At 69.0% G+C, this 26356-nt stretch carries 21 protein-coding genes and 1 pseudogene; 18 read left to right on the top strand and 4 right to left on the bottom strand.

The genetic code is table 11. The annotated features are described in order from the left end of the window. The first annotated feature begins 51 nt into the window (after positions 1 to 51). The 15 genes from ACFQVC_RS38225 to recQ all read left to right on the top strand — a co-directional run bounded on the left by ACFQVC_RS38225 (position 52) and on the right by recQ (position 18220). Complete coding sequence (locus ACFQVC_RS38225; protein WP_007490928.1) at positions 52 to 411, top strand: NADH-quinone oxidoreductase subunit A; 360 nt, start codon at positions 52 to 54, stop codon at positions 409 to 411. 14 nt (positions 412 to 425) lie between these two features. Continuing rightward, positions 426 to 980: a NuoB/complex I 20 kDa subunit family protein gene (locus ACFQVC_RS38230; RefSeq protein ID WP_018528252.1), complete on the top strand. Its 555-nt coding sequence runs from the start codon at positions 426 to 428 to the stop codon at positions 978 to 980. Then, the gene (locus tag ACFQVC_RS38235; RefSeq protein WP_381839801.1) at positions 977 to 1723 is read left to right on the top strand and encodes an NADH-quinone oxidoreductase subunit C; all 747 of its coding nucleotides are present in this window, start codon (positions 977 to 979) and stop codon (positions 1721 to 1723) included. The genes ACFQVC_RS38230 and ACFQVC_RS38235 overlap by 4 nt, the downstream gene beginning before the upstream one ends. Beyond that, positions 1723 to 3057, top strand: coding sequence for an NADH-quinone oxidoreductase subunit D (locus ACFQVC_RS38240; protein ID WP_381839805.1), 1335 nt, complete (start codon positions 1723 to 1725; stop codon positions 3055 to 3057). The genes ACFQVC_RS38235 and ACFQVC_RS38240 overlap by 1 nt, the downstream gene beginning before the upstream one ends. 17 nt (positions 3058 to 3074) lie before the next feature. Then, complete coding sequence (gene nuoE, locus ACFQVC_RS38245; RefSeq protein ID WP_381839863.1) at positions 3075 to 3884, top strand: NADH-quinone oxidoreductase subunit NuoE; 810 nt, start codon at positions 3075 to 3077, stop codon at positions 3882 to 3884. Beyond that, complete coding sequence (nuoF, locus tag ACFQVC_RS38250) at positions 3884 to 5269, top strand: NADH-quinone oxidoreductase subunit NuoF (RefSeq protein ID WP_381839808.1); 1386 nt, start codon at positions 3884 to 3886, stop codon at positions 5267 to 5269. Before nuoE ends, nuoF begins: the two co-directional genes overlap by 1 nt. After that, positions 5266 to 7767: an NADH-quinone oxidoreductase subunit G gene (locus ACFQVC_RS38255; RefSeq protein WP_381839811.1), complete on the top strand. Its 2502-nt coding sequence runs from the start codon at positions 5266 to 5268 to the stop codon at positions 7765 to 7767. The genes nuoF and ACFQVC_RS38255 overlap by 4 nt, the downstream gene beginning before the upstream one ends. A gap of 26 nt (positions 7768 to 7793) precedes the next feature. Next, positions 7794 to 9155 (top strand): NADH-quinone oxidoreductase subunit NuoH, encoded by a 1362-nt coding sequence (nuoH, locus tag ACFQVC_RS38260; RefSeq protein ID WP_381839866.1) that lies wholly within the window; start codon positions 7794 to 7796, stop codon positions 9153 to 9155. A gap of 16 nt (positions 9156 to 9171) precedes the next feature. Then, positions 9172 to 9834: an NADH-quinone oxidoreductase subunit NuoI gene (nuoI, locus tag ACFQVC_RS38265; protein ID WP_381839869.1), complete on the top strand. Its 663-nt coding sequence runs from the start codon at positions 9172 to 9174 to the stop codon at positions 9832 to 9834. Further along, positions 9831 to 10646, top strand: coding sequence for an NADH-quinone oxidoreductase subunit J (locus ACFQVC_RS38270; RefSeq protein ID WP_381839814.1), 816 nt, complete (start codon positions 9831 to 9833; stop codon positions 10644 to 10646). Before nuoI ends, ACFQVC_RS38270 begins: the two co-directional genes overlap by 4 nt. Beyond that, on the top strand, positions 10643 to 10942 hold the full coding sequence (nuoK, locus tag ACFQVC_RS38275) for an NADH-quinone oxidoreductase subunit NuoK (protein ID WP_381839817.1): 300 nt from the start codon (positions 10643 to 10645) through the stop codon (positions 10940 to 10942). The genes ACFQVC_RS38270 and nuoK overlap by 4 nt, the downstream gene beginning before the upstream one ends. Positions 10943 to 10957: 15 nt before the next feature. Beyond that, on the top strand, positions 10958 to 12907 hold the full coding sequence (gene nuoL, locus ACFQVC_RS38280) for an NADH-quinone oxidoreductase subunit L (RefSeq protein ID WP_381839820.1): 1950 nt from the start codon (positions 10958 to 10960) through the stop codon (positions 12905 to 12907). 5 nt (positions 12908 to 12912) lie between these two features. Further along, entirely contained in the window at positions 12913 to 14508 is a 1596-nt protein-coding gene (locus tag ACFQVC_RS38285) for an NADH-quinone oxidoreductase subunit M (RefSeq protein ID WP_381839823.1), read from the top strand. Continuing rightward, the gene (gene nuoN, locus ACFQVC_RS38290; protein ID WP_381839825.1) at positions 14505 to 16151 is read left to right on the top strand and encodes an NADH-quinone oxidoreductase subunit NuoN; all 1647 of its coding nucleotides are present in this window, start codon (positions 14505 to 14507) and stop codon (positions 16149 to 16151) included. Before ACFQVC_RS38285 ends, nuoN begins: the two co-directional genes overlap by 4 nt. Positions 16152 to 16339: 188 nt before the next feature. Beyond that, a complete protein-coding gene (recQ, locus tag ACFQVC_RS38295) occupies positions 16340 to 18220 on the top strand; it encodes a DNA helicase RecQ (protein WP_381839828.1) in 1881 nt (626 codons plus the stop codon). Between the two features lie 389 nt (positions 18221 to 18609). Here recQ and fahA read toward each other — a convergent pair whose 3' ends face one another. Continuing rightward, positions 18610 to 19842: a fumarylacetoacetase gene (fahA, locus tag ACFQVC_RS38300; RefSeq protein ID WP_381839831.1), complete on the bottom strand. Its 1233-nt coding sequence runs from the start codon at positions 19840 to 19842 to the stop codon at positions 18610 to 18612. Between the two features lie 469 nt (positions 19843 to 20311). Between fahA and ACFQVC_RS38305 the strand changes: the two genes are divergently transcribed. Further along, positions 20312 to 21562 carry a carboxylate--amine ligase gene (locus ACFQVC_RS38305; protein WP_381839834.1) on the top strand — a complete coding sequence of 417 codons (1251 nt, stop codon included), beginning with the start codon at positions 20312 to 20314 and terminating at the stop codon, positions 21560 to 21562. After that, positions 21559 to 22758, top strand: a complete 1200-nt coding sequence (locus ACFQVC_RS38310; RefSeq protein WP_381839837.1) for an FAD-dependent oxidoreductase — start codon at positions 21559 to 21561, stop codon at positions 22756 to 22758. The genes ACFQVC_RS38305 and ACFQVC_RS38310 overlap by 4 nt, the downstream gene beginning before the upstream one ends. A 97-nt stretch (positions 22759 to 22855) precedes the next feature. Here the strand turns inward: ACFQVC_RS38310 and ACFQVC_RS38315 are convergent, their stop codons facing one another. Beyond that, positions 22856 to 23302 carry a hypothetical protein gene (locus ACFQVC_RS38315; RefSeq protein ID WP_381839839.1) on the bottom strand — a complete coding sequence of 149 codons (447 nt, stop codon included), beginning with the start codon at positions 23300 to 23302 and terminating at the stop codon, positions 22856 to 22858. Between the two features lie 397 nt (positions 23303 to 23699). Continuing rightward, positions 23700 to 24098 (bottom strand): helix-turn-helix domain-containing protein, encoded by a 399-nt coding sequence (locus ACFQVC_RS38320; protein WP_381839842.1) that lies wholly within the window; start codon positions 24096 to 24098, stop codon positions 23700 to 23702. Between the two features lie 490 nt (positions 24099 to 24588). On the opposite strand from ACFQVC_RS38320, the gene ACFQVC_RS38325 reads away from it, so the two are divergent. Next, on the top strand, positions 24589 to 25395 hold the full coding sequence (locus tag ACFQVC_RS38325) for an HAD family hydrolase (protein WP_381839845.1): 807 nt from the start codon (positions 24589 to 24591) through the stop codon (positions 25393 to 25395). A 260-nt stretch (positions 25396 to 25655) separates the two neighbouring features. Here ACFQVC_RS38325 and ACFQVC_RS38330 read toward each other — a convergent pair. After that, positions 25656 to 26356, bottom strand: a pseudogene (locus tag ACFQVC_RS38330) (hypothetical protein); the annotation flags it as partial.

Genomic DNA, 26356 nt, shown 5'->3' on the forward strand with positions numbered 1-26356 from the left:
AGAGGTCCGTCCGCCGAAGCAGTCAATGTCGACTGAGAGGAGCGAGGAGCGGTGAACGCGTATGCGCCCATCCTCGTATTGGGAGCCCTAGGCGCCGGCTTTGCGATCTTCTCCGTGGTCATGGCCACGCTTATCGGTCCAAAGCGGTACAACCGAGCCAAGCTCGAGGCCTATGAATGCGGTATCGAGCCCACGCCGACACCGGCCGGCGGCGGGCGATTCCCGATCAAGTACTACCTGACGGCGATGCTCTTCATCATTTTCGATATCGAGATCGTCTTCCTCTACCCCTGGGCGGTCACCTTCGACGCCCTGGGGCTTTTCGGGCTCGTAGAGATGCTGCTCTTCGTGCTCACCGTCTTCGTCGCCTACGCGTACGTATGGCGGCGCGGCGGCCTGGAATGGGACTGAGGGGCTGAGGACCAATGGGACTCGAAGAGAAGCTGCCGAGCGGCTTTCTGCTGACCACCGTCGAACAGGCCGCGGGCTGGGTACGGAAGTCGTCCGTCTTCCCCGCCACCTTCGGCCTCGCCTGTTGTGCCATCGAGATGATGACCACGGGTGCGGGGCGTTACGACCTCGCCCGCTTCGGTATGGAGGTCTTCCGCGGATCGCCGCGACAGGCGGACCTGATGATCGTGGCCGGCCGGGTCAGCCAGAAGATGGCGCCGGTGCTGCGGCAGGTCTATGACCAGATGCCCAATCCCAAGTGGGTCATTTCCATGGGGGTTTGTGCATCTTCAGGCGGAATGTTCAATAACTACGCAATTGTCCAGGGCGTGGATCATATCGTCCCGGTTGATATCTATTTGCCCGGTTGTCCGCCGCGGCCAGAGATGCTGATGGACGCGATTCTCAAGCTGCACCAGAAGATCCAGAGCTCCAAGCTCGGTGTGAATGCCGAGGAGGCGGCCCGCGAGGCGGAGGAAGCGGCGCTCAAGGCGCTCCCCACCATCGAGATGAAGGGGCTGCTGCGGTGAGTGAATCCACTGGCGGTTCCAACGGGGTGAACCCCGAGAAGGACCTCGGCCTCTCGAATCTGCCGGGCCAGCGCGGCGACCACGGCGAGGAGATCCGCGTCCAGCGCGGCATGTTCGGCGCCAACAACGGCGGGGACACCTCGGGTTACGGCGGTCTCGTACGCCCCGTGCGGCTGCCGGGCCCCACGTCCCGGCCCTACGGCGGCTGGTTCGACGAAGTGGCGGATGAACTCGAGGGCGCCCTGGAGGAGCAGGACCTCCTGCCGGCCAACGCCATCGAGAAGACCGTCGTCGACCGTGACGAGCTCACCTTCCATATCGCCCGCGAGCACCTCGTGCGGGTCGCGAAGACGCTCCGCGACGACCCGGCCCTGCGCTTCGAGCTCTGCACCGGCGTCTCGGGTGTGCACTACCCCGAGGACAAGGGGCGCGAGCTGCACGCCGTCTACCACCTGCGCTCGCTCACCCATGGCCGGCTGCTCCGCCTGGAGGTCAGCGCCCCGGACAGCGATCCGCATGTGCCGTCCCTGGTCCCGGTCTATCCGACCAACGACTGGCACGAGCGCGAGACATACGACTTCTTCGGCCTCATCTTCGACGGGCACCCCGCCCTCACCCGGATCATGATGCCGGACGACTGGCAGGGCTTCCCGCAGCGCAAGGACTACCCCCTGGGCGGTATCCCCGTCGAATACAAGGGCGCCCAGATCCCGGCTCCGGACCAGCGGAGGTCGTACAGCTGATGTCTGCTTCGAACGCAACGTCCCACGCGTCCGCTCGGGAAACCACCGAGGGCACGGTCTACACCGTCACCGGCGGCGACTGGGACGAGGTCGTCCAGTCCGCGGCCAAGGCCGACGACGAACGCATCATCGTCAACATGGGCCCGCAGCACCCCTCCACACACGGAGTGCTGCGGCTCATCCTGGAGATTGACGGCGAGACCGTCACCGAGGCCCGCTGCGGCATCGGCTATCTGCACACCGGCATCGAGAAGAACCTCGAGTACCGGACCTGGACGCAGGGCACCACCTTCGTCACGCGCATGGACTATCTGACGCCGTTCTACAACGAGACGGCGTACTGCCTGGCCGTGGAGAAGCTGCTCGGCATCGAGAACGAGGTGCCCGACCGGGCTTCGATCATCCGGGTGCTCCTGATGGAGCTGAACCGGATGTCCTCGCATCTGGTCGCCATCGCCACCGGCGGTATGGAACTCGGCGCCACCACGATCATGATCTACGGCTTCCGGGACCGCGAACTCATCCTGGACATCTATGAGTTGATCACCGGTCTGCGGATGAACCACGCGTACATCCGCCCCGGCGGGCTCGCCCAGGACCTGCCGCCCGGCGCGGTGGACCAGATCCGCGAGTTCGTGAAGAAGATGGACAAGAACCTTCCCGAGTACGACAAGCTCGCCACCGGGAACCCCATCTTCAAGGGCCGGATGCAGGATGTCGGCTATCTGGACCTCGCGGGCTGTATGGCCCTGGGCGCCACCGGTCCGGTCCTGCGCTCCACCGGTCTGCCGCACGACCTGCGCAAGACGGACCCCTACTGCGGCTACGAGACCTATGACTTCGAGGTCCCGACCGCCGACACCTGCGACTCCTACGGCCGCTTCCTCATCCGCCTGGAAGAGATGCGCCAGTCGCTGCGGATCGTCGAGCAGTGCCTGGACCGTCTTGAGCCGGGACCGGTGATGGTGGGCGACAAGAAGATCGCCTGGCCCGCCCAACTCGCCCTCGGGCCCGATGGCCTGGGCAACTCGCTCGACCACATCAAGAAGATCATGGGCACCTCGATGGAGGCCCTGATCCACCACTTCAAGCTGGTGACGGAGGGCTTCCGGGTCCCGCCGGGCCAGGCCTACGCCGCCGTGGAGTCGCCCAAGGGCGAGCTCGGGGTGCATGTCGTCTCCGACGGCGGGACCCGCCCCTACCGGGTCCACTACCGCGACCCCTCCTTCACCAATCTGCAGGCCATGGCGGCGATGTGCGAAGGCGGCCAGGTCGCCGACGTGATCGTCGCCGTCGCATCCATCGACCCCGTGATGGGAGGCGTCGACCGGTGACAGACGTCAGTTTGGGGATGCCGCAGCTCCCCGCCCCCGACTATCCGGCCGACGTACGCGCCCGGCTCGAAGCCGATGCGAAGGAGGTGATCGCCCGCTACCCGGACTCCCGCTCGGCGCTGCTGCCGCTGCTGCACCTGGTGCAGTCCGAGGAGGGCCATGTCACCCGCACCGGCATGCAGTTCTGCGCGGATGTGCTCGGCCTGACCACCGCAGAGGTCACCGCGGTCGCCACCTTTTACTCCATGTACCGGCGCAAGCCGAGCGGCGACTACCAAGTGGGCGTGTGCACCAACACGTTGTGCGCCGTCATGGGCGGCGACGCCATCTTCGACGAGCTCAAGGAGCACCTCGGGGTCGGCAACAACGAGACCACCGAGGACGGCAAGGTCACCCTCGAGCACATCGAGTGCAACGCCGCCTGCGACTACGCGCCCGTGGTGATGGTCAACTGGGAGTTCTTCGACAACCAGACGCCCGACTCCGCCAAGCAGCTCGTCGACGATCTGCGCGCGGGCCGGGAGGTCGAGCCCACCCGGGGTGCCTCCCTTTGCACCTTCAAGGAGACCGCCCGCATCCTGGCCGGCTTCCCGGACGAGCGGCAGGGCGCCGTGGACGCCTCGGGCGGCGCGGGCCCCGCGTCCCTGATCGGTCTCCGGCTCGCCAAGGGGGAGACATCCCCGGCCAGGGTCGTCTCGCCGCGGGCCTCCGGCTACCCGAGTGATGAACCGCCCGCGACGCACCCGAGCTCGCACGACGCACCGCAGCGGACCTCGGCGTCCGACCCGGCGAACCCACAGGGCCCGGTCACCGAGGAGGGGGAGTGATGTCCGTGTCCACGAATTATGGGGGCACCTCCCAGCCGGAGGCTGGGGGAGAGACCAGCCCCGAGAAGCTGCTCGCGCCCGTCCTCTCGGCGTTCTGGGACGAGGACAAGCCCTGGACCCTGGAGACGTACAAGCGGCACGAGGGATACGAGGGGCTGCGCAAGGCCCTCGCCATGTCGCCTGACGACCTGATCGCCTATGTGAAGGACTCCGGGCTCCGCGGCCGTGGCGGAGCGGGCTTCCCCACCGGGATGAAGTGGCAGTTCATCCCGCAGGGCGACGGCAAACCGCACTATCTAGTTGTCAACGCCGACGAGTCGGAGCCCGGGACCTGCAAGGACATCCCGCTCCTCTTCGCCAATCCGCACAGCCTCATCGAGGGCATTGTGATCGCCTGTTATGCGATCCGGTCGAACCACGCCTTCATCTATCTGCGCGGTGAAGTGGTCCCCGTACTAAGGCGGTTGCACGAGGCGGTCCGTGAGGCATACGAGGCGGGCTATCTCGGCAAGGACATTCTGGGCAGCGGACTCGACCTCGAACTCACCGTGCACGCCGGCGCGGGCGCGTACATCTGTGGTGAGGAGACCGCGCTGCTCGACTCGCTCGAAGGCCGCCGCGGCCAGCCGAGGCTGCGTCCCCCCTTCCCTGCGGTCGCCGGTCTCTACGCGTGCCCCACTGTTGTCAATAACGTCGAGTCCATCGCGTCTGTTCCCGCGATCCTGAATCGCGGCAAGGACTGGTTCAAGTCGATGGGCAGCGAGAAGTCCCCGGGCTTCACGCTGTACTCGCTCAGCGGCCATGTCGCCTCGCCCGGCCAGTACGAGGCCCCGCTCGGCATCACCCTGCGCCAACTCCTCGACATGAGCGGCGGGATGAGGCCGGGCCACCGGCTCAAGTTCTGGACGCCGGGCGGCTCCTCGACACCGATGTTCACCGACGAGCACCTGGACGTCCCGCTCGACTACGAAGGCGTCGGTGCCGCCGGATCGATGCTCGGCACCAAGGCCCTGCAGTGCTTCGACGAGACCACCTGTGTCGTACGCGCCGTCACACGCTGGACCGAGTTCTACGCCCACGAGTCCTGCGGCAAGTGCACGCCCTGCCGCGAAGGCACGTACTGGCTGGTGCAGTTGCTCCGTGACATCGAGGCGGGCAAGGGCCTCATGTCCGACCTCGACAAGCTGAACGACATCGCCGACAACATCAACGGCAAGTCCTTCTGCGCCCTCGGCGACGGCGCCGCCTCGCCGATCTTCTCCTCCCTCAAGTACTTCCGCGAGGAGTACGAGGAGCACATCACCGGCAAGGGCTGCCCCTTCGACCCGGCCAAGTCGACGCTCTGGAGCGACCGGGCCGACACCCACACGGAGGTGAACGCATGACGGTCACTACTAATGCTCCCTCCGGGGGCGGGGAGGCGGCGGTTCCGCCGGAAGATCTGGTCGCGCTGACCATCGACGGCGTGGAGATCAGCGTCCCCAAGGGCACGCTGGTGATCCGCGCCGCCGAGCAGCTCGGCATCGAGATCCCGCGGTTCTGCGACCACCCGCTGCTCGACCCGGCCGGTGCCTGCAGGCAGTGCATCGTCGAGGTCGAGGGCCAGCGCAAGCCGATGGCGTCGTGCACCATCACCTGCACCGACGGCATGGTCGTCAAGACGCAGCTGACCTCGCAGGTCGCCGAGAAGGCACAAAAGGGTGTGATGGAGCTCCTGCTCATCAACCACCCCCTCGACTGCCCGGTCTGCGACAAGGGCGGCGAGTGCCCGCTGCAGAACCAGGCCATGTCGCACGGCCAGGCCGAATCGCGTTTCGAGGGCAAGAAGCGCACATACGAAAAGCCCGTTCCCATCTCCACACAGGTGCTGCTCGACCGTGAGCGGTGTGTCCTGTGCGCGCGCTGCACCCGCTTCTCCAACCAGGTCGCGGGCGACCCGATGATCGAGCTGATCGAGCGGGGCGCGCTGCAGCAGGTGGGCACCGGTGAGGGCGACCCCTTCGAGTCGTACTTCTCCGGGAACACCATCCAGATCTGCCCGGTGGGCGCGCTCACTTCGGCGGCGTACCGCTTCCGTTCGCGCCCCTTCGACCTCGTGTCGTCGCCCTCGGTGTGCGAGCACTGCTCCGGCGGCTGCGCCACCCGCAGCGACCACCGGCGCGGCAAGGTCATGCGCCGCCTCGCGGCCGACGACCCCGAGGTCAACGAGGAGTGGATCTGCGACAAGGGACGCTTCGGCTTCCGCTACGCACAGCGGCCGGACCGGCTCACCACTCCGCTCGTACGCAATGAGGACGGCGTACTCGAGGCGGCCAGCTGGCCCGAGGCGCTCGAGGCGGCGGCCCGCGGGCTCACGGCGGCACGCGCGCGTGCCGGTGTTCTCACTGGTGGCCGTCTCACCGTCGAAGACGCCTACGCGTACAGCAAGTTCGCGCGCGTGGCCCTGGCCACCAACGACGTGGACTTCCGTGCCCGCGTGCACTCCGCCGAGGAGGCCGACTTCCTGGCGGCCCGGGTCGCGGGCCGCGGCCGTGATCTCGACGGGGAAGGCGTCACGTACACCTCCCTGGAGAAGGCGCCCGCGGTACTGCTCGCCGGGTTCGAGTCCGAGGAGGAGGCGCCCGGCGTCTTCCTGAGGCTCCGCAAGGCCTGGCGCAAGACCGGCCAGAAGACCTTCGCCCTGGCGCCGTACGCGACCCGCGGTCTGGAGAAGACCGGCGGCACCCTCCTCGCCGCCGCTCCCGGCACGGAGACCGAGTGGCTCGACGCCCTCGCCTCCGGGGTCGGACTCGGCGAGGAAGGCACCAAGGCCGCCGAAGCGCTGCGTACCGAAGGCGCCGTGATCGTCGTCGGCGAGCGGCTCGCCGCCGTCGCCGGCGCGCTGACGGCCGCCGTGCGGACGGCGTCGGCGACCGGCGCCCGGCTGGTGTGGATTCCGCGCCGGGCCGGTGAGCGCGGCGCCCTCGAGGTCGGCGCGCTGCCGTCGCTGCTGCCCGGCGGGCGGCCCGCCACCGATCCACGCGCGCGTGAAGAGGTGGCCGCCGCCTGGGGCGTGGCCGAACTCCCGCACCGCTACGGCCGCGACACCGGCCAGATCGTCGAGGCCGCGGCCACCGGCGAACTGCGGGCGCTGGTCGTCGCGGGCGTCGAGGTGGCGGATCTGCCCGACCCGGCACGCGCGCGTGAAGCACTGCGCGAGGCCTTCGTCGTCTCCCTCGAACTGCGGCCCGGCGAGGTCACCGAGCGGGCGGATGTCGTCCTTCCGGTGGCCGCAGTCGCCGAGAAGGCGGGCACTTTCCTCAACTGGGAAGGCCGGGCAAGGCCGTTCGAGGCCGCCCTGAAGCCGGACCAGATGACACGGTCTCTTTCGCCCACGGACGCGCGCGTGCTGCACATGCTGGCCGACGCCATGGACGTGCACCTGGCCCTGCCGGACAACCGCACCGCACAGCGCGAGCTGGACCGGCTCGGTGCCTGGAGCGGGCCGCGGGCCACCGAACCACTGGAGACGGCGGGGCAGTTGCCGCGTCCGGGATCCGGTGAGGCGGTGCTCTCGGGTCACCGGCTGCTGCTCGACCAGGGGCGCCTGCAGGAGGGCGACGAGGCCCTGGCCGGCACCCGGCACGCGGCCGTCGCCCGGCTCTCCGAGGCCACCGCGGCCGAGGCGGGCGTCAAGAACGGCGACGTGCTCGCCGTCACCGGCCCGAGCGGCTCGGTCCAACTGCCGCTGCAGGTCACGCGGATGCCCGACCGGGTGGTCTGGCTGCCGCTGAACTCCACCGGTGGTGGCGTCGCTTCGGACACCGGCGCCCTTCCCGGCGATCTCGTCCGGATCGGCCCGGCCGTGGCCGCCGCCCCTGAGGCCCAGGAGGTGCAGTCATGAGCCACACCGTGATGGACGCGGCGGCCATGAGCCCGCTCGCCCTGGAAGACCTGTCCATGTTCGGGCGCGACCCCTGGTGGCTCGTCGCGATCAAGGCGGTCTTCTGCTTCGCCTTCCTGATGGTGACCGTGCTCTTCTCCATCGTGTGGGAGCGCAAGGTCGTCGCCTGGATGCAGCTGCGCGTAGGCCCCAACCGGCACGGTCCCTGGGGCATGCTGCAGTCCCTCGCCGACGGCGTGAAGCTGATGCTCAAGGAAGACCTGGTCGTCAAGCGCGCGGACAAGGTGGTCTACATCCTTGCTCCGGTCGTCGCGGCGATCCCGGCCTTCATGGCCATCGCGGTGATCCCCTTCGGGCCGGCCGACAACCAGGTCTCGATCTTCGGGCACCGCACCACGATGCAGCTCACCGACCTGCCGATCGCGATGCTCTACATCCTCGCGGTCGCCTCCGTCGGCATCTACGGCATCGTGCTCGCCGGCTGGTCGTCGGGCTCGACTTATCCGCTCCTCGGCGGCCTGCGCTCCTGCGCGCAGATGATCTCGTACGAGATCGCCATGGGCGCCGCCTTCGCGTCGGTCTTCCTCTACTCGGGCTCCATGTCGACCTCGACGATCGTGGAGGCGCAGGGCGACCGCTGGTACATCCTGCTGCTCCCGGTGTCGTTCCTGCTCTACATCGTGACGATGGTCGGCGAGACCAACCGCGCCCCGTTCGACATGCCCGAGTCCGAGGGCGACCTCGTCGGCGGCTTCAACACCGAGTACAGCTCCATCAAGTTCGCGCTCTTCATGCTCGCCGAGTACGTGAACATGGTGACGGTCTCGGCCGTGGCCACCACGCTCTTCCTGGGCGGCTGGCGCGCACCCTGGCCGATCAGCACCTTCTGGGAAGGCGCGAACCAGGGCTGGTGGCCGATGCTCTGGTTCATCGTGAAGGTCCAGCTGCTGCTGTTCTTCTTCATCTGGCTGCGCGGCACGCTGCCACGCGTGCGCTACGACCAGCTGATGAAGCTCGGCTGGAAGGTGCTCATCCCGGTCTCGGTGGTCTGGCTGATGCTGGTCGCCACCGTGCGCACGCTTCGGAACGAGAACTACGACTTCTCGGAGATCGTGCTGTACGTCGGCGGCGGAGTCCTGGCCGTCCTGTTGCTCTCCTTCGTCGTCGACATCTTCCGCGACAAGCGGGAGAAGGCCGAGGCGGATGTGGCGAAGGCCGAACAGGAACCCGTCGCCTTCGATCCCATGGCAGGCGGATTCCCGGTGCCTCCACTGCCGGGTCAGAGCCTGCCGCCCGTGCCACGCCGACGCTCGCGCCAGGAGCGGGAGTTGATTGTCAGTGGTGGCGTCGATACTGCCAGTGACGGAAAGGAGGCTGACGGTGTCTGAGCAATCCAGGAAGTCCATCGAGTCCGGCGAGCCCGCCGGGTCGGGCGAGGCCAAGGACACGGCACAGGGGTTCCAGAACCCCGTGGCCGGCTTCGGCGTGACCTTCAAGGCCATGTTCAAGAAGCGGCTGACCGAGCAGTACCCGGAACAGCAGAAGACCACGGCGCCGCGCTTCCACGGCCGGCACCAGCTGAACCGGCACCCGGACGGCCTGGAGAAGTGCGTGGGCTGCGAGTTGTGCGCCTGGGCCTGTCCGGCCGACGCCATCTATGTGGAGGGCGCGGACAACACCGAAGAGGAGCGCTACTCCCCGGGCGAGCGCTACGGCCGCGTCTACCAGATCAATTACGCCCGCTGCATCCTGTGCGGCCTGTGCATCGAAGCGTGCCCCACGCGCGCGTTGACGATGACGAACGAATTCGAGCTCGCCGACTCCAGCCGCGCCAGCCTGATCTACACCAAGGAGCAGCTGCTCGCCGGCCTCGACGAGGGCATGGTCGACAGCCCGCACGCGATCTACCCGGGCATGGACGAGACGGATTACTACCGCGGCCTGGTGACCGAGGCGGCCCCGGGCACGGAGCCCCAAGTCGCCCTCTCCAAGGGCGAGGTGGTCCAGGAGGCCTCCTCGACCTTCGGGCCCGATGAGCCGGCCTCGGAGAAGGTGGTCGGCCGATGAGCACGCTCGCCGCCTACGCCACATCCACCGGCGAGGCCTTCCAGTTCTGGGTGCTCGGCACGGTCGCGGTGATCGGCGCCCTGTGCACCGTCTTCATGAAGAAGGCCGTGCACAGCGCGCTCTGCCTGGCCGGGACCATGATCATCCTGGCGGTCTTCTACCTCGCCAACGGCGCCTATTTCCTCGGCATCGTGCAGGTCGTCGTCTACACCGGCGCGATCATGATGCTGTTCCTCTTCGTGGTCATGCTGGTCGGCGTCACCGCCGCCGACTCCCTGAAGGAGACCATCAAGGGCCAGCGCTGGCTGGCCGCCCTGTGCGGCCTCGGCTTCGCGGTGCTGCTCGTCGGCGGCATCGGGAACGCCTCCATCAAGGAGTTCAACGGCCTGGGCCAGGCCAACGCCGGGGGCAACGTCGAAGGGCTGGCGGCCCTGATCTTCACCAAGTACGTCTTCGCCTTCGAGATCACCGGCGCACTGCTCATCACCGCCGCCGTCGGCGCCATGGTGCTCACGCACCGCGAGCGCACCGAGCGCGCCAAGACCCAGCGCGAGATGGCCGAGCAGCGTGTGCGCGACGGCAAGCACCTGCCGCCGCTGCCCGCCCCTGGTGTCTACGCCCGGCACAACGCCGTGGACATCGCGGGCCTGCTCCCGGACGGCACCCCGTCCGAGCTCACGGTCAACAGGACGCTGCGTGAGCGCGGCCAGATCCGCGATGTGTCGAATGACGCGCTGAAGGATCTGAAGGCCCTCGAGCAGCGCTCCGAGGACCGGCTCGGCAGGGGCCGCGAAGAGGAGGCCGCGAAGTGAACCCCGTCAACTACCTCTATCTCGCCGCCCTGTTGTTCGCGATCGGCGCCTCCGGAGTGCTGATCAGGCGGAACGCCATCGTGGTCTTCATGTGCGTGGAGCTGATGCTGAACGCCTGCAACCTCGCGTTCGTCGCCTTCTCCCGGATGCACGGCAACCTCGACGGACAGATCATCGCGTTCTTCACGATGGTTGTCGCCGCCGCGGAGGTCGTGGTGGGGCTCGCGATCATCGTGTCCCTGTTCCGTTCCCGCCACTCGGCCTCGGTCGACGACGCCAGCCTGATGAAGCTGTGAGGGGTCGCTAGAACCGTGAATACAGAGAACCTGATTGCGCTGCTGGTAGCGGCGCCTCTGCTCGGAGCGGCCGTACTGCTGTGCGGCGGGCGTCGGTTGGATCGCATCGGCCACTGGATCGGCACCCTGTTCGCGGCCGCCTCCTTCGTCGTCGGCGTGCTGCTCTTCACCGACATGCTCGGCAAGGACGCGGAACACCGCGCCATGCACCAGTTCCTGTTCAGCTGGATCCCGGTCGAGGGCTTCCAGGCGGACGTCAGCTTCCAGCTGGACCAGCTGTCGATGACGTTCGTGCTCCTGATCACCGGCGTGGGCTCCCTGATCCACGTCTACTCGATCGGGTACATGGAGCACGACGAGCGGCGCCGCCGCTTCTTCGGCTATCTGAACCTGTTCCTGGCGGCGATGCTGCTGCTCGTCATCGCCGACAACTACCTGCTGCTCTACGTCGGCTGGGAAGGCGTCGGTCTGGCGTCGTACCTGCTCATCGGCTTCTGGCAGCACAAGCCCAGCGCGGCCACCGCCGCGAAGAAGGCCTTCCTGGTCAACCGCGTCGGCGATCTGGGCCTCTCGATCGCGATCATGCTGATGTTCACGACGTTCGGCTCCTTCGCCTTCGGCCCGGTGCTCGAAGCGACGGGCGAGACCAGCGAGGGCAAGCTGACCGCCATCGGCCTGATGCTGCTGCTCGCCGCGTGCGGCAAGTCGGCCCAGGTGCCGCTGCAGTCCTGGCTCGGGGACGCGATGGAGGGCCCGACTCCGGTCTCGGCCCTGATCCACGCGGCGACGATGGTGACCGCGGGCGTCTATCTGATCACCCGCTCCGGCGCGATCTTCAACGCGGCGCCGGACGCACAGCTCGCAGTGGTGATCGTCGGCGCCGTGACGCTGCTCTTCGGTGCGATCGTCGGTTGCGCCAAGGACGACATCAAGAAGGCACTCGCCGGCTCGACCATGTCGCAGATCGGCTACATGATCCTGGCGGCGGGCCTCGGCCCCATCGGATACGCCTTCGCGATCATGCACTTGGTGACGCACGGCTTCTTCAAGGCCGGGCTCTTCCTCGGTGCCGGTTCGGTCATGCACGGCATGAACGACGAGGTCGACATGCGCAAGTACGGCGGCCTGCGGAAGTACATGCCGATCACCTTCGTCACCTTCGGGCTCGGCTATCTGGCGATCATCGGATTCCCGGGGCTGTCCGGCTTCTGGTCCAAGGACAAGATCATCGAGGCGGCGTTCGCCTACGACGACGGCATCCGCGGCTGGATCTTCGGCGGCGTGGCCCTGCTCGGCGCGGGCATCACCGCCTTCTATATGACCCGCGTAATGATCATGACCTTCTTCGGCGAGAAGCGCTGGCAGCCGTCGCCCGACCCGGACAAGGCGCCCAGCGCCGAGCCGGCGGCGGACGGCCACGGCGGCGAGATGCCGCACCCGCACGAGTCGCCCAAGTCGATGACGATCCCGATGATCGTGCTCGCCTTCGGCTCGGTCTTCGCCGGCGGCCTCTTCTCGTTGAACGAAGCCTTTGTGAAGTGGCTCGAGCCGGTGACCCAGTTCGAGCACCCGCACCCGGTGATCAGCGTCCCGGCGATCACGGCCTCCACGGTCGTGGTGCTGCTTCTGGGCGCCGGGATCGCGTATCTGATGTACGGCCGCAGGCCCGTTCCCGTCACCGCCCCGCGCGGCTCGCTGCTCACCCGGGCGGCCCGCCGTGACCTGCTCCAGGACGACTTCAACCATGTGGTCCTGGTCCGCGGCGGCGAGCACCTCACACGGTCCCTGGTGTACGTCGACCACTCCCTGGTCGACGGAGTCGTCAACGGCACGGCGGCCGGCTTCGGCGGGCTCTCCGGGAGGCTGCGCAAGCTGCAGAACGGCTTCGCCCGCTCCTACGCGGTCTCGATGTTGGGCGGTACGGCGGTACTCATTGCCGCGACCCTGCTGATGAGGGCGGTCTGATCACGATGTCCTTTCCCCTCCTGACAGCGACGGCAGCGGTGCCGGCGATCGGTGCGATCGTCACCGCCGCCGTCCCGGCCGCCCGGCGCACCGCCGCGAAGTGGCTGGCGCTGTTCTTCTCGCTCGTCACCCTGGTCCTGGCGGGCGTCGTCGGCGTCCGCTTCACGCCGGGCGGCGACCGCTACCAACTCACCGAATCGCACGCCTGGATCGCGGACTTCGGGGTCCGCTACGAACTGGGCGTGGACGGTATCGGTGTCGCCCTGATCGGCCTCACCGCGCTGCTCATCCCGTTTGTGATCCTCGCGGGCTGGCACGACGCCGACCCGCAGGAGACCGGCGCCGCGTCCGAGGGCAGCGTCGCCACGGGGAGGTGGCGGCCCACGCAGGGCTTCTTCGCCCTGATCCTGATGGTCGAGGCGATGGTGATCCTCTCCTTCGAGGCCACCGACGTCTTCCTCTTCTACATCCTCTTCGAAGCCATGCTCATCCCGATGTACTTCCTCATCGGCGGCTTCGGAGACCGCGCCCACGCGGGCAGCGACGAGAAGGCGGCGGCCCAGCGTTCCTACGCCGCCGTGAAGTTCCTCCTCTACAACCTCGTCGGCGGCCTCATCATGCTGGCCGCGGTCATCGGTCTCTATGTGGTGGCGGGCAACTTCTCGCTCCAGGAGATCGCGGCGGCCCGTGCCAGCGGCGAACTGGAGATGGCGACCAATACGGAACGCCTGCTGTTCCTCGGCTTCTTCTTCGCCTTCGCGGTCAAGGCGCCCCTGTGGCCACTGCACACCTGGCTGCCCAACGCCATGGGTGAGGCCACCGCCCCGGTCGCCGTACTGATCACGGCGGTGGTCGACAAGGTCGGCACCTTCGCGATGCTGCGCTTCTGCCTCCAGCTGTTCCCCGAGGCGTCGAAGTGGGCGACTCCGGTGATCCTGGTGCTCGCGCTGATCAGCATCGTGTACGGCGCGCTCCTTGCCGTCGGCCAGCGCGACATCAAGCGCCTGGTGGCGTATGCCTCGATCTCGCACTTCGGGTTCATCATCATGGGCATCTTCGCGATGACCTCGCAGGGCCAGTCGGGCGCGACGCTCTACATGATCAACCACGGTATTTCGACGGCCGCGTTGATGCTGGTCGCGGGCTTCCTGATCTCCCGGCGCGGCTCGCGGCTCATCGCGGACTACGGCGGAGTGCAGAAGGTGGCCCCGGTGCTCGCCGGCACTTTCCTGGTGGGCTCCCTGGCCACGCTCTCGCTGCCGGGGCTCGCGCCGTTCGTCAGTGAATTCCTGGTTCTGGTCGGCACGTTCGCGCGCTATCCGGTGATCGGGATCATCGCCACCTTCGGCATCGTGCTCGCAGCGCTCTACACCCTCGTCCTGTACCAGCGGACGATGACGGGCCCGGTCAAGGTCGAAGTGGCCAAGATGCCGGATCTGCGCGCGCGTGAACTCGCCGTCGTCGCCCCGCTGATCGCTCTACTGATCTTCCTCGGTGTCTATCCGAAGCCGGTCACCGAGCTGGTGAACCCGGCGGTGGGCCACACCTTGTCCGACGTACAGAAGAAGGACCCCAAGCCCGAGGTGGAGGCGGCCAAGTGAGCGCATCAGCCGTCCACAGCCTGTGGACAATGGCGGCGCCGATCGACAAGATCGACGCACCCAAGATCGAGTACGCCCTGTTGTCGCCCACGCTGATCGTGATCGGCGCCGCGATCGTGGGGATCCTCGTCGAGGCCTTCGTGGCCCGAAAGGCGCGCTATTACGCGCAGGTCTTCCTGACCGTCGTCGCCCTGGTGGCCGCTTTCGCGGCGGTGATCGGGCTCGCGGCGGGTGGTCACGGCACCACCAAGGCGCAGATCGCCGCCATGGGCGCCATCGCGGTCGACGGCCCGGCCCTGTTCCTGCAGGGCACGATCCTGCTCGCGGGCCTGGTCGCCGTCTTCACCTTCGCCGAGCGCCGCCTCGACCCGGCGGCTCACGGCAACCGCGTCGACTCGTTCGCGGCGCAGGCCGCGTCCGTGCCGGGCAGTGACAGCGAACAGGCCGCCACCAAGGCCGGGTTCACCACCACCGAGGTGTTCCCGCTCGCCCTGTTCGCGATCGGCGGCATGCTGGTCTTCCCCTCGGCGAACGACCTTCTGACGCTCTTCATCGCCCTTGAGGTCTTCTCGCTGCCGCTGTACCTGATGTGCGCCCTGGCCCGCCGTAAGCGGCTCATGTCGCAGGAGGCCGCGGTCAAGTACTTCCTGCTCGGCGCGTTCTCCTCGGCGTTCCTGCTCTTCGGAGTGGCGCTCGTCTACGGCTACGCGGGCACCGTCTCGTACGCCGGTATCGCCGGCGTCGTCGACGGCACCGTGCAGAACATCGACCCGGCCCTCGCCGACACCATGGGCAATGACGCGCTCCTCCTGATCGGCGGCGCCATGATCCTCATGGGGCTGCTCTTCAAGGTCGGCGCGGTGCCGTTCCACATGTGGACCCCGGACGTCTACCAGGGCGCGCCCACTCCCGTCACCGGCTTCATGGCGGCAGCGACCAAGGTCGCGGCCTTCGGCGCGCTCCTTCGTCTGCTGTACGTGGTGCTGCCCGGCCTGCGCTGGGACTGGCGGCCGGTGCTGTGGGGCGTCGCGATCCTCACCATGCTGGTCGGTGCGATCGTCGCCATCACACAGACCGACATCAAGCGGCTCCTTGCGTACTCCTCGATCGCGCACGCCGGTTTCATCCTCGCCGGTGTCATCGCCACCACCCCCGACGGCATCTCGTCGGTGCTCTTCTACCTGGGCGCCTACTCCTTCGTGACGATCGGCGCCTTCGCGGTGGTCACGCTGGTGCGCGACGCGGGCGGCGAGGCCACCCACCTGTCCAAGTGGGCCGGTCTCGGGCGGCGTTCACCGCTGGTGGCCGCGGTCTTCGCGGTGTTCCTGCTCGCCTTCGCGGGTATCCCGCTGACCTCCGGGTTCGCGGGGAAGTTCGCGGTGTTCAAGGCGGCGGCCGAGGGCGGGGCAGGCGCGCTCGTCGTGGTCGGTGTGATCTCGTCGGCCATCGCGGCGTTCTTCTACATCCGCGTGATCGTTCTGATGTTCTTCAGCGAGCCGAAGGCAGAGGGCCCGACGGTCGCGGTGCCGTCGCCGCTGACGATGACGGCGATCGGCGTCGGTGTCGCGGTCACGCTGGTCCTCGGTGTGGCCCCGCAGTACTTCCTGGATCTGGCGAACCAGGCCGGGGTCTTCGTGCGCTGACCCCGACCGCTTCTGCGTGTTTCGCTGCCCGGCACTTCCGTGGAGGTGCCGGGCAGCGGCGTTTTCGGAGCTGTTCCCACGGCTTTTTCATACCGATACCCCCAGCCTGTGGATAACTTTCGGGGTGTGTCGGCCGGGAGGCCTATCGTGGCTGTCGAGATCGAACGACGGCTTACGGGGGCCAGGCGATGGACGGGACTGCGGTGATGGATGAGGACGCGGTGAAGGTGACGGGGAGCGATGCGCTGAGCACGCTCCACCGCGTCTTCGGGTACGACAGCTTCCGCGGCGAGCAGAAAGCCGTCATCGAGCATGTCATCGACGGCGGCGACGCCGTGGTGCTGATGCCCACGGGCGGCGGCAAGTCGCTCTGCTATCAGATCCCGGCCCTGGTCAGACCCGGCACGGGAGTGGTGATCTCGCCGCTGATCGCGCTGATGCAGGACCAGGTGGACGCGCTGCGGGCCCTCGGGGTGCGCGCGGGGTTCATCAACTCGACGCAGGACTTCGAGGAGCGCCGCCTGGTCGAGGCGGAGCTGCTCGCCGGAGAGCTCGACCTGCTCTATCTGGCGCCCGAGCGGCTGCGTCTCGACACCACGCTCGACCTCATCGGGCGGGCGAAGATCTCGGTCTTCGCCATCGACGAGGCGCACTGCGTGGCCCAGTGGGGCCACGACTTCCGGCCCGACTATCTGGCGCTCTCGCTGCTCGGCCAGCGCTGGCCCGACGTGCCACGGATCGCCCTGACGGCGACGGCGACCCGGGCCACCCACCGCGAGATCACCGAGCGGCTCGGCATGCCCGACGCGCGGCACTTCGAGGCCAGCTTCGACCGGCCGAACATCCAGTACCGCATCGTGCCGAAGGACGAGCCGAAGAAGCAGCTCCTCCGCTTCCTGCGCGAGGAGCACCCGGGAGACGCCGGCATCGTCTACTGCCTCTCGCGCAACTCCGTGGAGAAGACAGCCGAGTTCCTCTGCCGTAACGGCGTGGAGGCCGTCCCGTACCACGCGGGTCTGGACGCGGGCACCCGCGCCACCCACCAGTCCCGCTTCCTGCGGGAGGACGGCCTCGTGGTCGTGGCGACCATCGCCTTCGGCATGGGTATCGACAAGCCGGACGTGCGCTTCGTCGCCCACCTCGACCTGCCGAAGTCGGTGGAGGGGTACTACCAGGAGACGGGTCGCGCAGGCCGCGACGGACTCCCGTCCACGGCCTGGATGGTGTACGGCCTCAATGACGTGGTCCAGCAGCGCAGGCTGATCCAGAGCGGTGAGGGCGACGAGGCCTTCCAGCGGCGGGCGGCGGCTCATCTGGACTCGATGCTGGCGCTGTGCGAGACCGTCGAGTGCCGCCGCGCCCAGCTCCTTGCGTACTTCGGCCAGGAGCCCGGCACTTCGGGCTGCGGCAACTGCGACACCTGCCTCAGCCGCCCGGAGACCTGGGACGGCACAGTGGCGGCGCAGAAGGTGCTGTCGACGGTCGTGCGCCTGGACCGGGAGCGCCGGCAGAAGTTCGGCGTCGGCCAGATCGTGGACATTCTGCTCGGACGCAAGACCGCCAAGGTCATCCGTTTCGACCACGACCAGCTGTCGGTCTTCGGTATCGGCGAGGAGCTCTCGGAGGCCGAATGGCGGGGTGTGGTGCGCCAGTTGCTGGCCCAGCGCCTCCTCGCGGTCGAGGGGGAGTACAGCACGCTGGTGCTCACCGAGGAGAGCGGTGAGGTGCTCGGCCGCAGGCGCGAAGTGCCGCTGCGCAAGGAGCCGAAGAAGACCGCCGCGCGGGGTTCCGGCGCCGCGGGCAAGGGGGAGCGCAAGGCCAAGGCGCCGGTCGACCTGCCCGAGGAGGCGCTGCCGCTGTTCGAGGCGCTGCGTGCCTGGCGTGCCGAGCAGGCCCGGGAGCAGGGAGTGCCCGCCTATGTCATCTTCCACGACGCCACGCTCCGGGAGATCGCCCTCGCCCGCCCCAGCACGGTGGGCGAGTTGGGCGGTATCAGCGGAGTGGGCGAGAAGAAGCTGATCACTTGGGGGGAGGGAGTGCTGGGCGTGCTTGAGGGCTTCGAGGGGTAGACCGGGCCGGCTGGGCGGGGCGGGCCGGCGAGCAGCTCATGGCCCGCCCGGGGCCGCCCTCAGGTCTCGTCGAGTGCCGCGCGGACCGCGTCCAGGCCTTGGGGGAAGGCGAGGGTCAGGAGGGACCAGGCCAGGATGGCGAGGCCGGACCAGCGGGCGTGGCGGTGTCGAGCATGGTGGGCCCCGTGAGTGCGAACAGACCACTTGTATCAAGTGGTGAGCACAAGAAGCCCGGCCGGGGATCTTGTGTCAACTGCTCGATACAAGCGGTCTGTTCGGGGCGCTCTGTCCGGGGAGGCCTGTGCGGCCTGTGTGGACTGTACGGCCTGTCCGGGTCGGTCTGCGCAGCCTGTCCGGTCGGCCTGTGCGGGTCCGGGCGCCCGGGGGTGTCAGGTGGTGGTGCGGGCCGGGCCGATGCGGCCGGTGACCTCGCCGAGGCCCACACGGACGCCGTCGGGTCCGGGAGCCCAGGCCGTCATGGTGACCTCGTCGCCGTCCTCGAGGAACGTCCGCTTGCCGGTGGGGAGTTCGAGGGGCTCGGTGCCGTTCCAGGTGAGCTCGATCAGGGAGCCGCGCTGGTGGGGCTCGGTGCCGCTGACCGTTCCCGAGCCGTACAGGTCGCCCGTGCGCAGGGTGGCGCCGCCCACGGTCATGTGGGACAGCATCTGCGCCGCCGTCCAGTACATCCCGGCGAACGGCGGCTCGGAGACGACCTCGCCGTTCAGGGCGACGGTGATGTGCAGATCGAAGCCGCCGGGCTCGTCCTCATCGCTGTCGTCCAGGTAGGGCAGCACCTGGACGTCACGCGCCGGCGGAGCGACGCGGGCGGCGTCCAGGGCTTCGAGAGGAGTGATCCAGGCGGAGACGGAGGTGGCGAACGACTTGGCGATGAAGGGGCCGAGGGGCACGTACTCCCAGGGCTGGATGTCCCGGGCCGACCAGTCGTTGAGCAGGCAGAGGCCAAAGACATGATCACGGAAGGAGGACAGGGGCACCGCGGTGCCGAGCGCCGATGGGGCGCCCACCACGAAGCCGACCTCGGCTTCGATGTCCAGCTTGGCGGAGGGGCCGAAGGACGGCTCCGTGGCCGAGGGTGCCTTGCGCTGACCGCAGGGGCGCACCACATCAGTACCGGAGACCACGACGGTGCCGGACCGCCCGTGGTAACCCACCGGCAGATGCTTCCAGTTGGGCAGCAGGCCGGGTGAGTCGGGGCGGAAGAGCTTGCCCAGATTGGTGGCGTGGTTCTCGCTGGCGTAGAAGTCGACATAGTCCGCGACCTCGAAGGGGAGGTGCAGGGTCACATCCGGCAGGGCGTGGAACAGCGGCTCCACCGCCTCGCGGTGGGCCGGCACGGTCACCCAGGCGGTCAGCGCGCGGCGGACATCGCTCCAGGTCTGGCGGCCGCCCGCGAGCAGCGGGTTGAGGGTCGGTTGCGCGAGCAGCGAGGCATAGGGCGAGCCGAGTGCGTGCGCGGCGGCCCCGGCGTCGAGCACATGGGAGCCCAGACGGACACCGACCCTGCGCCGGTCGTCCCCGGGCAGGGAGAAGACACCGTAGGGGAGATTGTGCGGGCCGAAGGGGTCGCCCTCGGGAAGGTCGAGCGGGGACTGCTCGGGCATGGGTCGCTGCCTCACTTTCCTTCGTCAGGTGGTCCACACGTTACGTCGAGGGATGCCCGTGACGGCAGTGCCTAAAGAGTTCGCAATGTCCGGAAAAGTCTTGCTGGAGTGAAGTGTTCCGGCTTAGCGTCGCCGGGGGGACGCGGTGGGTGAGGGGACCGTGTCGTAAGTGGGGGCAGGCCGCGCGCGGGAAGCATGCGGCGCGTGGACGGACGGCGGGCTCGGTCAGGGGGCTTGGTCCATCTTGGAACGTGCGGGCGGGGAGCGTGCGGACGGGGCACGTGGTGGCGAGCGTGGTGGTGGCGAGCGCGCGAGAGGGAAGCGTGCCAGTAGGAAGGGCGCGAACAGGTATCGCGCGAACAGGTATCGCGCGAGCAGGGATCAGGCGAGTGGGAATCGGGCGGGCCGGCAGTGGGGGGCGGGCGGTCGTGCCTCGTGCCGGGCGGACCGGGAGGTACCGGGCCTGATCGTGAAGATCGGCAACTACCCGTTGCACCATGGCGGGGTGGGGGCGATCCGCAGTCTGGGCAGACTCGGCGTGCCCATGTACGCCATCACCGAGGACCGCTGGACCCCGGCCGCGCTCTCCCGCTATCTGCGCGGTGCGTACCCCTGGCCGACCACCGGGACCGAGCCGCCGGAGCAGCTTGTCGAAGGGCTGCTTCGGATCGGCCGGCGGATCGGCCGGCCCAGCGTGCTGATCCCTACCGACGAAGAGGCCGCCGTCCTCATCGCCGAGCACCAGGAGGAGCTGAAGGGCGAGTTCCTCTTTCCGCGCACAGAGCCCGAGTTGCCCCGGCGGCTCGCCAGCAAGCGAGGGCTGCACGAGCTGTGCACGCAGCACGGGGTGCCCTCGCCCGAGGCCGGCTTCCCGCAGTCGTACGCCGATATCGAGACCTTCGCCGCGTGTGCCCGTTTCCCGGTCGTGGTGAAGAACTTGGAGGCCTTCGTCCGCAGAAGACGGCCCGCGGTCGGTGGCACCACCAGGGTCGACAGCGCCGAGCGGCTGCTCGCCCTGGCCCGTGGCTGGGGCCCGAGCCCGGGGGTGATCCTGCAGGAGTATCTGCCGAGGGAGGAGGCGGAGGACTGGATCGTGCACGCCTACTTCGACCAGGACTCCACACCGCTCGCGATGTTCACCGGGGTGAAGGTGCGCTCGTGGCCGCCGCACGCGGGCATGACGGCCAGCGCGTATGTCGTCGACAACCCCGAACTGGCAGATCTAGCCGGTCAGTTCATCAAGCAGATCGGGTTCAGCGGGATCATCGACCTCGATCTGCGCTTCGACCGGCGGGACGGGCGGTACAAACTCCTCGACTTCAATCCGCGGATGGGCGCGCAGTTCCGGCTGTTCGAGAACGAGGCGGGTATCGATGTGGTGCGCGCCCAGCATCTGCATCTCACCGGCCGGGGAGTCCCCGAGGGGGAACAGCGCGCCGGGCACCGCTACCTCGTGGAGAACATCGACCTGCCCGCGTTCGCCGCGTACCGCCGCAGCGGCTACACCACACCGCACGCCCCGACGCACGCCTGCGACACGGAACTCGCCTGGCTCGCGAGGGACGACCTCAAGCCGTTCTTCACGATGCTGCTCCGCTTTGTGCGTCCGGGGGTGAAGCATCTCTTCCAGATGTGGCGGACCCATCGGGGTGCGGGGGCGCCCCGGGGGACCGTACGCAGAGACGAAGGCACATCACGCCCAGGGGAGGGGAATTCGTGATTCAGCCGGTAGCGGTGATCGGGGCGGGGCCGTTCGGCCTGTCCACCGCGGCGCATCTGCGCGCCCGCGGCATACCCGTGCGGACCTTCGGGGAGCCGATGGTGAGCTGGCGGGAGCACATGCCCGAAGGCATGCTCCTCAAGTCCACCCCGGCCGCCTCCACCATCGACGCACCACAGCCGGGGCACCGCCTCGCCGACTACTGCGACGCCGCCGGGATCCCCCGGCTCGTCACGGACGAGGACCTCATCCCGGTCGAGACGTTCATCGCGTACGGGCAGTGGTTCCAGGAGCGCCTGGTGCCCGGCGTCGAACAGGTGCGGGTGGTGTCGGTGGACCGCAGGGCCGCCTGGGGCTTCGACCTGAAGCTGGACTCGGGTGAGCAGTTCACGGCGTGTGCCGTGGTCGTCGCCACCGGACTGTCCCACTTCGCCCATCTGCCCGCCGAGTTGGCGGCCGCGGTGCCGGACGGGCCCACCCCCACAGGGCCCGTCTCGCACAGTTCCCAGCACAGCGGCCTTTCGCGGTTCGCCGGCCGCGAGCTGATCGTCGTCGGAGCCGGGCAGTCCGCCCTGGAGAGCGCGGTCCTCGCCGCCGAAGCGGGCGCGCGGGTGCGGGTCGTGGCCAGAAGCGCCCCCGGATTCGGCGGGCCGCCCTGGGAGCAGCCGCGGCTGCGGCCCGAGTCGCCCTTCGGCCGTGCCTGGTCGCTGTATGCCATCAGCTATCACGCGCAGCTGTACCGCTTCCTGCCGCCGCAGGTCAGGCACTCCCTGGTCCGCCGTGTCCTGGGGCCGTTGGGCGCCTGGTGGCTGCGGGACCGGTTCGAGGGGAAGGTCGATGTGAGCCGGGTGCGGGCGATCACGGGGGCCGGGGTCGAGGGCGGCCGGCCCGTCCTCACCGTCGAGACCCCCGGGGGCCGTACGAAGGAACTCTCCGCCGATCATGTCCTCGCGGCGACGGGCTACCGGGTCGACCTCGCCGCCCTCGGCTTCTTGGGCCACGGACTGCGTGCCCGCCTCGCGGTCAGCCGGGGTACGCCGCGGCTCGGCGCTGGCTATCGCTCGTCGGTACCGGGCCTGTACTTCACGGGACTGCCGGCCGCGGCGTCGTACGGACCGGTGATGCGGTTCGTATGCGGCACGGAGTTCGCCTCGCCGCGGCTGGTGAAACATCTGGCGGCGGCGCACGCTTCGTAGGTGAAGAGCGAAGAGCGCGGTGGGAGCCGCATAGGCGTGAAGCACTGTGTCCCGCCGGGCAGGGCCGGCGGGACACAGTGTCGGGGGAGAGAAAAGATCAGAGGGCGCGCAGGTACTTGATGATGACCTGGATGACCTTCTTGTCCAGCTTCTCAAGAACGATACGGACCGGGTTCAGGCGGCTGAGGCTCTTCACCCACTTCTTGAAGTGGCCGTAGCCCTTCTTGGCGGCCTTCTTCGCCGCGGCGTACTGCTTGGGGAACTTCTTCTTGATGTACTTCAGGACCTTCTTGGCGATCTTGTCGGCAGTGTTGCCCTTGGCCGCGACGCCACCCTTCAGGGCGTCGGCGCCCTGGACATCGGCGGCCTTGAGGCTCGCGGCGGAGATGCTGTTCACGGCACCGGCGTTGGTCACCGCGCCGACCTGCACGGAGGAGACGGCAGGGGTACGGGCGGACTCGGCAGCGGAGGCCATCGGGGCGGCGACACCGAGGGCGACGGCGGCGGTAATGGTAGCGGCGGTTATACGCATCTTCTTGTTCATGGCAGAACTCCTCATCGCACTGAATCGCACTGAATCGCGCTCAATCGCACCGACAGAGCAGACTGAATCGCAGCAACGGACGCACCTGCCCTGGCATATGGGATGGATGGCGAACAGGTGCGTCCTGACCGGCTTTTCCGCTCGGCCATGAAGAATTCTCGCCGAGTGCGGTCCGCGTCGCTATTGGATCTTCGGGCAACTGCCCGCCGGGGCATTGCCCTTGGGGGTGGTCGGCTTATTCGCCGCCTTATTCGCCATTGCCCGTACGGGTGTTGCCCGAATAGTCATTGCCTGAATGGCCGCTGCCCCATGGGTCATTGCCCGGATGGTCACTGCCCTATGGGACGCTGCCCAGGCGGTCGTTGCCCAGGCGGTCGTTGCCCTGGCGGCCGGTGGTCTAGCGGCCGGTGGCCTGTCGGTTGCCGGCCTCGCGCGGTGCCGGGCGGATGAGGGCGTGGTGGTGGGCGTAGGCGAAGATCGCGGCCTGGATACGGGTCTCGACGTCGATCTTGCCCATCAGGTTGGCGAGATGGGCCTTGACCGTGCGTTCGGCGATGCCGAGGCGTCCGGCTATCTCACGGTTCTGCGCGGCTTGGCTGACCAGCGCGAGCACTTGGCGCTCACGCGGGGTGAGCTGCGCGATGCCCGAGGGGTCTCCTGGCGGCGTGGGGGGAGTCGAGGGGCGCAGTGCCCTCGGCTCTCCTGGCGGCGTGGGGGGAGTCGAGGGGTGCAGTGCCCTCGGCTCTCCTGGCGGCGTGGGGGGAGCGGAGGGGTGCAGTGCCCTCGGTGCGGTCATGGGTCGCAATAGGTGCTGGTGTCCGGCCCGAGCCCGGGGCCGGGGTATAGCGCTCTTCTCGATGCATCCACTCGTTTCGTACAAAACGACTCTTGCCTTTCCCCGTGTCTTGCGTGGTGGCGCAGCCGGCTGGTCGGGCCTTGGCGTGCGCGGGTTGGTCGTGCGGTGCGCCGGGCCTTCCTCGCCCCGAGGGGGCCCGGTCACACGCAGGTTGACGTCACAAGCGGCAACTTCGGTTCCGCTGCGGCGGGTTGAAATGATCAGTTGCTTCGAGGTCCGCCGCGGCGCGGCTGCCGGAGCGGGTGCCGAGGGGTGGGCGAGGAGTGGGGCGAGGAGCGGGAAGAGGGGTGGGCGAGGAGTGGGGCGAGGAGTGGGAAGAGGGGGGGGGCGGGTCGTCCGGGGCAGACGGGGTCCTACGGGACCAGACGGGATCCGCTAGGACTAAAGTCCTTTATTGGATGGTTTATTAGGGTCTCCGTATCCTGGGTGCATGGCCTCCCCACCCGTGTACTCCCTCATCGCCACCGATCTGGATGGCACCCTGCTGCGTCACGGTGACACCGTCTCCGTGCGCTCCCGGGCCGCGCTCGCGCAGGCGGCCGCGGCCGGCGCCCAGCACATCGTGGTCACCGGCCGCCCGGTGCCGCAGGTGCGGCATCTGCTCGTCGAGCTCGACTACCGCGGCCTTGCCGTCTGCGGCCAGGGAGCACAGGTCTACGACGCGGGGGCGGACGCCATGGTCAGTTCGCTGACCATGGACCGGGAGATCGCCGACCAGGCGCTCGGCAAGATCGAGGCCGAGGTCGGGGAGGTATTCGCCGCGGTCAACCAGGACGGGATAGACGGCCTGATGCTCATCGAGCCGGGCTACGAGATGCCGCACCCCACACTCCCCGCGGTCGGCGTGGGCAGCCGGGCGGCACTGTGGTGCGAGCCGATCAACAAGGTGCTGATGCGGCACCCCACGCTGACCGACGACGAGCTGGCGACCGCGGCCCGCGCCGCCGCCGACGGCCTGGTCACGGTCACGATGGCGGGCCCGGGCACGGTGGAGCTGCAGCCGCTCGGTGTGCACAAGGCGACCGGTCTCGCGCTCGCCGCCGCGAGCCTGGGCATCGCCGCGGAGGCCACGATCACGTTCGGGGACATGCCCAACGACGTGCCGATGTTCCACTGGGCGGGCCACGGCGTGGCCATGGCCAACGCGCACGACGAGCTGAAGGCGGTCGCGGACCAGGTCACCCTGTCGAATGAGGAGGACGGCGTGGCCATCGTCCTCGAGGAGCTCTTCGCCTAGCGCTTCGCGGGCCGACACCTCTCCGGCCGGCCCGCCTCTTCCTGGCCGGCCCGCCTCTTCCCGGCCGGCCCGCCTCTTCCCGGCCGGCGTCCCTCGCCCCGGCTGGCGTCCCCCGCCCCGGTCGGTGCCCCTCTCCGGTCGGCGCCCCCCCGGCGGGCGCACCCCCTGGCGGGCGCACCCCCTGGCGGGCGCACCCCCTGGCGGGCGCACCGCCCCGGCGGGCCCCCGGGGCGACTCCCCCCGGCGCCGCGCAGCGCCCCTCACCCCGCAGTGCGCGGAATCCGCCGCTCCCAGGTGCGGTGGAAGACGACCTCCTCGCCCTCCCGGCAGATCACCTCGTTGGAGGCGAGGAAGGACTCCGCGTCGCAGCTGATCTCGGAACGCGTCTCGACCCGGGCGTCCCAGCCGAGCTCCGGCCGGTGCAGCCGGATCGTCCAGTCCGAGCGGGTACGGGCGCTCAGCGGGTCCTTCTCGTTGATCGTGTACGTCTCCAGGGCGTCCTCGGTGAACTCGAGCCCGTCCGGGTAGACCCGGGTGCCGCCGTAGCGCGGATCGACCTCGAGGCGCCACTCGCCGCGTGCCACATCGCGTACGACCAGACGCTCGGGCCGCGGTTCCTCCAGGGTCGCCGGGTAGACGACCCCGAGCGGCTCGGACTGTTCGGGCTCCCCGAACGTGAAATCGCCACCCGCCCCGGACCCGGACCCGGCCCTGGCTCCGCCCTCGGCCCCGCCATCGTCCGCGGCTCCGCCCCCGGCCCCGGCCCCGCCATCGTCCGCGGCTCCGCCCCCGGCCCCGGCCCCGCCATCGTCCGCGGCTCCGCCCCCGGCCCCGGCCCCGGCTCCGCCCTCGGCCCTGGCTCCGCCCTCGGCCCCGCCATCGTCCGCGGCTCCGCCCCCGGCCCCGGCCCCGCCATCGTCCGCGGCTCCGCCCCCGGCCCCGGCCCCGCCATCGTCCGCGG

Source organism: Streptomyces monticola, from assembly GCF_042665355.1.
Taxonomy (GTDB): Bacteria; Actinomycetota; Actinomycetes; order Streptomycetales; family Streptomycetaceae; genus Streptomyces; species Streptomyces monticola.

Coding starts and splice junctions, on each gene's coding strand:
- ACFQVC_RS38230 (WP_018528252.1), top strand. CDS start 426: ATGGGACTCGAAGAGAAGCTGCCGAGCGGCTTTCTGCTGACCACCGTC.
- ACFQVC_RS38240 (WP_381839805.1), top strand. CDS start 1,723: ATGTCTGCTTCGAACGCAACGTCCCACGCGTCCGCTCGGGAAACCACC.
- nuoE (WP_381839863.1), top strand. CDS start 3,075: ATGCCGCAGCTCCCCGCCCCCGACTATCCGGCCGACGTACGCGCCCGG.
- nuoF (WP_381839808.1), top strand. CDS start 3,884: ATGTCCGTGTCCACGAATTATGGGGGCACCTCCCAGCCGGAGGCTGGG.
- ACFQVC_RS38255 (WP_381839811.1), top strand. CDS start 5,266: ATGACGGTCACTACTAATGCTCCCTCCGGGGGCGGGGAGGCGGCGGTT.
- nuoH (WP_381839866.1), top strand. CDS start 7,794: ATGAGCCCGCTCGCCCTGGAAGACCTGTCCATGTTCGGGCGCGACCCC.
- ACFQVC_RS38270 (WP_381839814.1), top strand. CDS start 9,831: ATGAGCACGCTCGCCGCCTACGCCACATCCACCGGCGAGGCCTTCCAG.
- ACFQVC_RS38285 (WP_381839823.1), top strand. CDS start 12,913: ATGTCCTTTCCCCTCCTGACAGCGACGGCAGCGGTGCCGGCGATCGGT.
- recQ (WP_381839828.1), top strand. CDS start 16,340: ATGGACGGGACTGCGGTGATGGATGAGGACGCGGTGAAGGTGACGGGG.
- fahA (WP_381839831.1), bottom strand. CDS start 19,842: ATGCCCGAGCAGTCCCCGCTCGACCTTCCCGAGGGCGACCCCTTCGGC.
- ACFQVC_RS38315 (WP_381839839.1), bottom strand. CDS start 23,302: ATGAACAAGAAGATGCGTATAACCGCCGCTACCATTACCGCCGCCGTC.
- ACFQVC_RS38320 (WP_381839842.1), bottom strand. CDS start 24,098: ATGACCGCACCGAGGGCACTGCACCCCTCCGCTCCCCCCACGCCGCCA.
- ACFQVC_RS38325 (WP_381839845.1), top strand. CDS start 24,589: ATGGCCTCCCCACCCGTGTACTCCCTCATCGCCACCGATCTGGATGGC.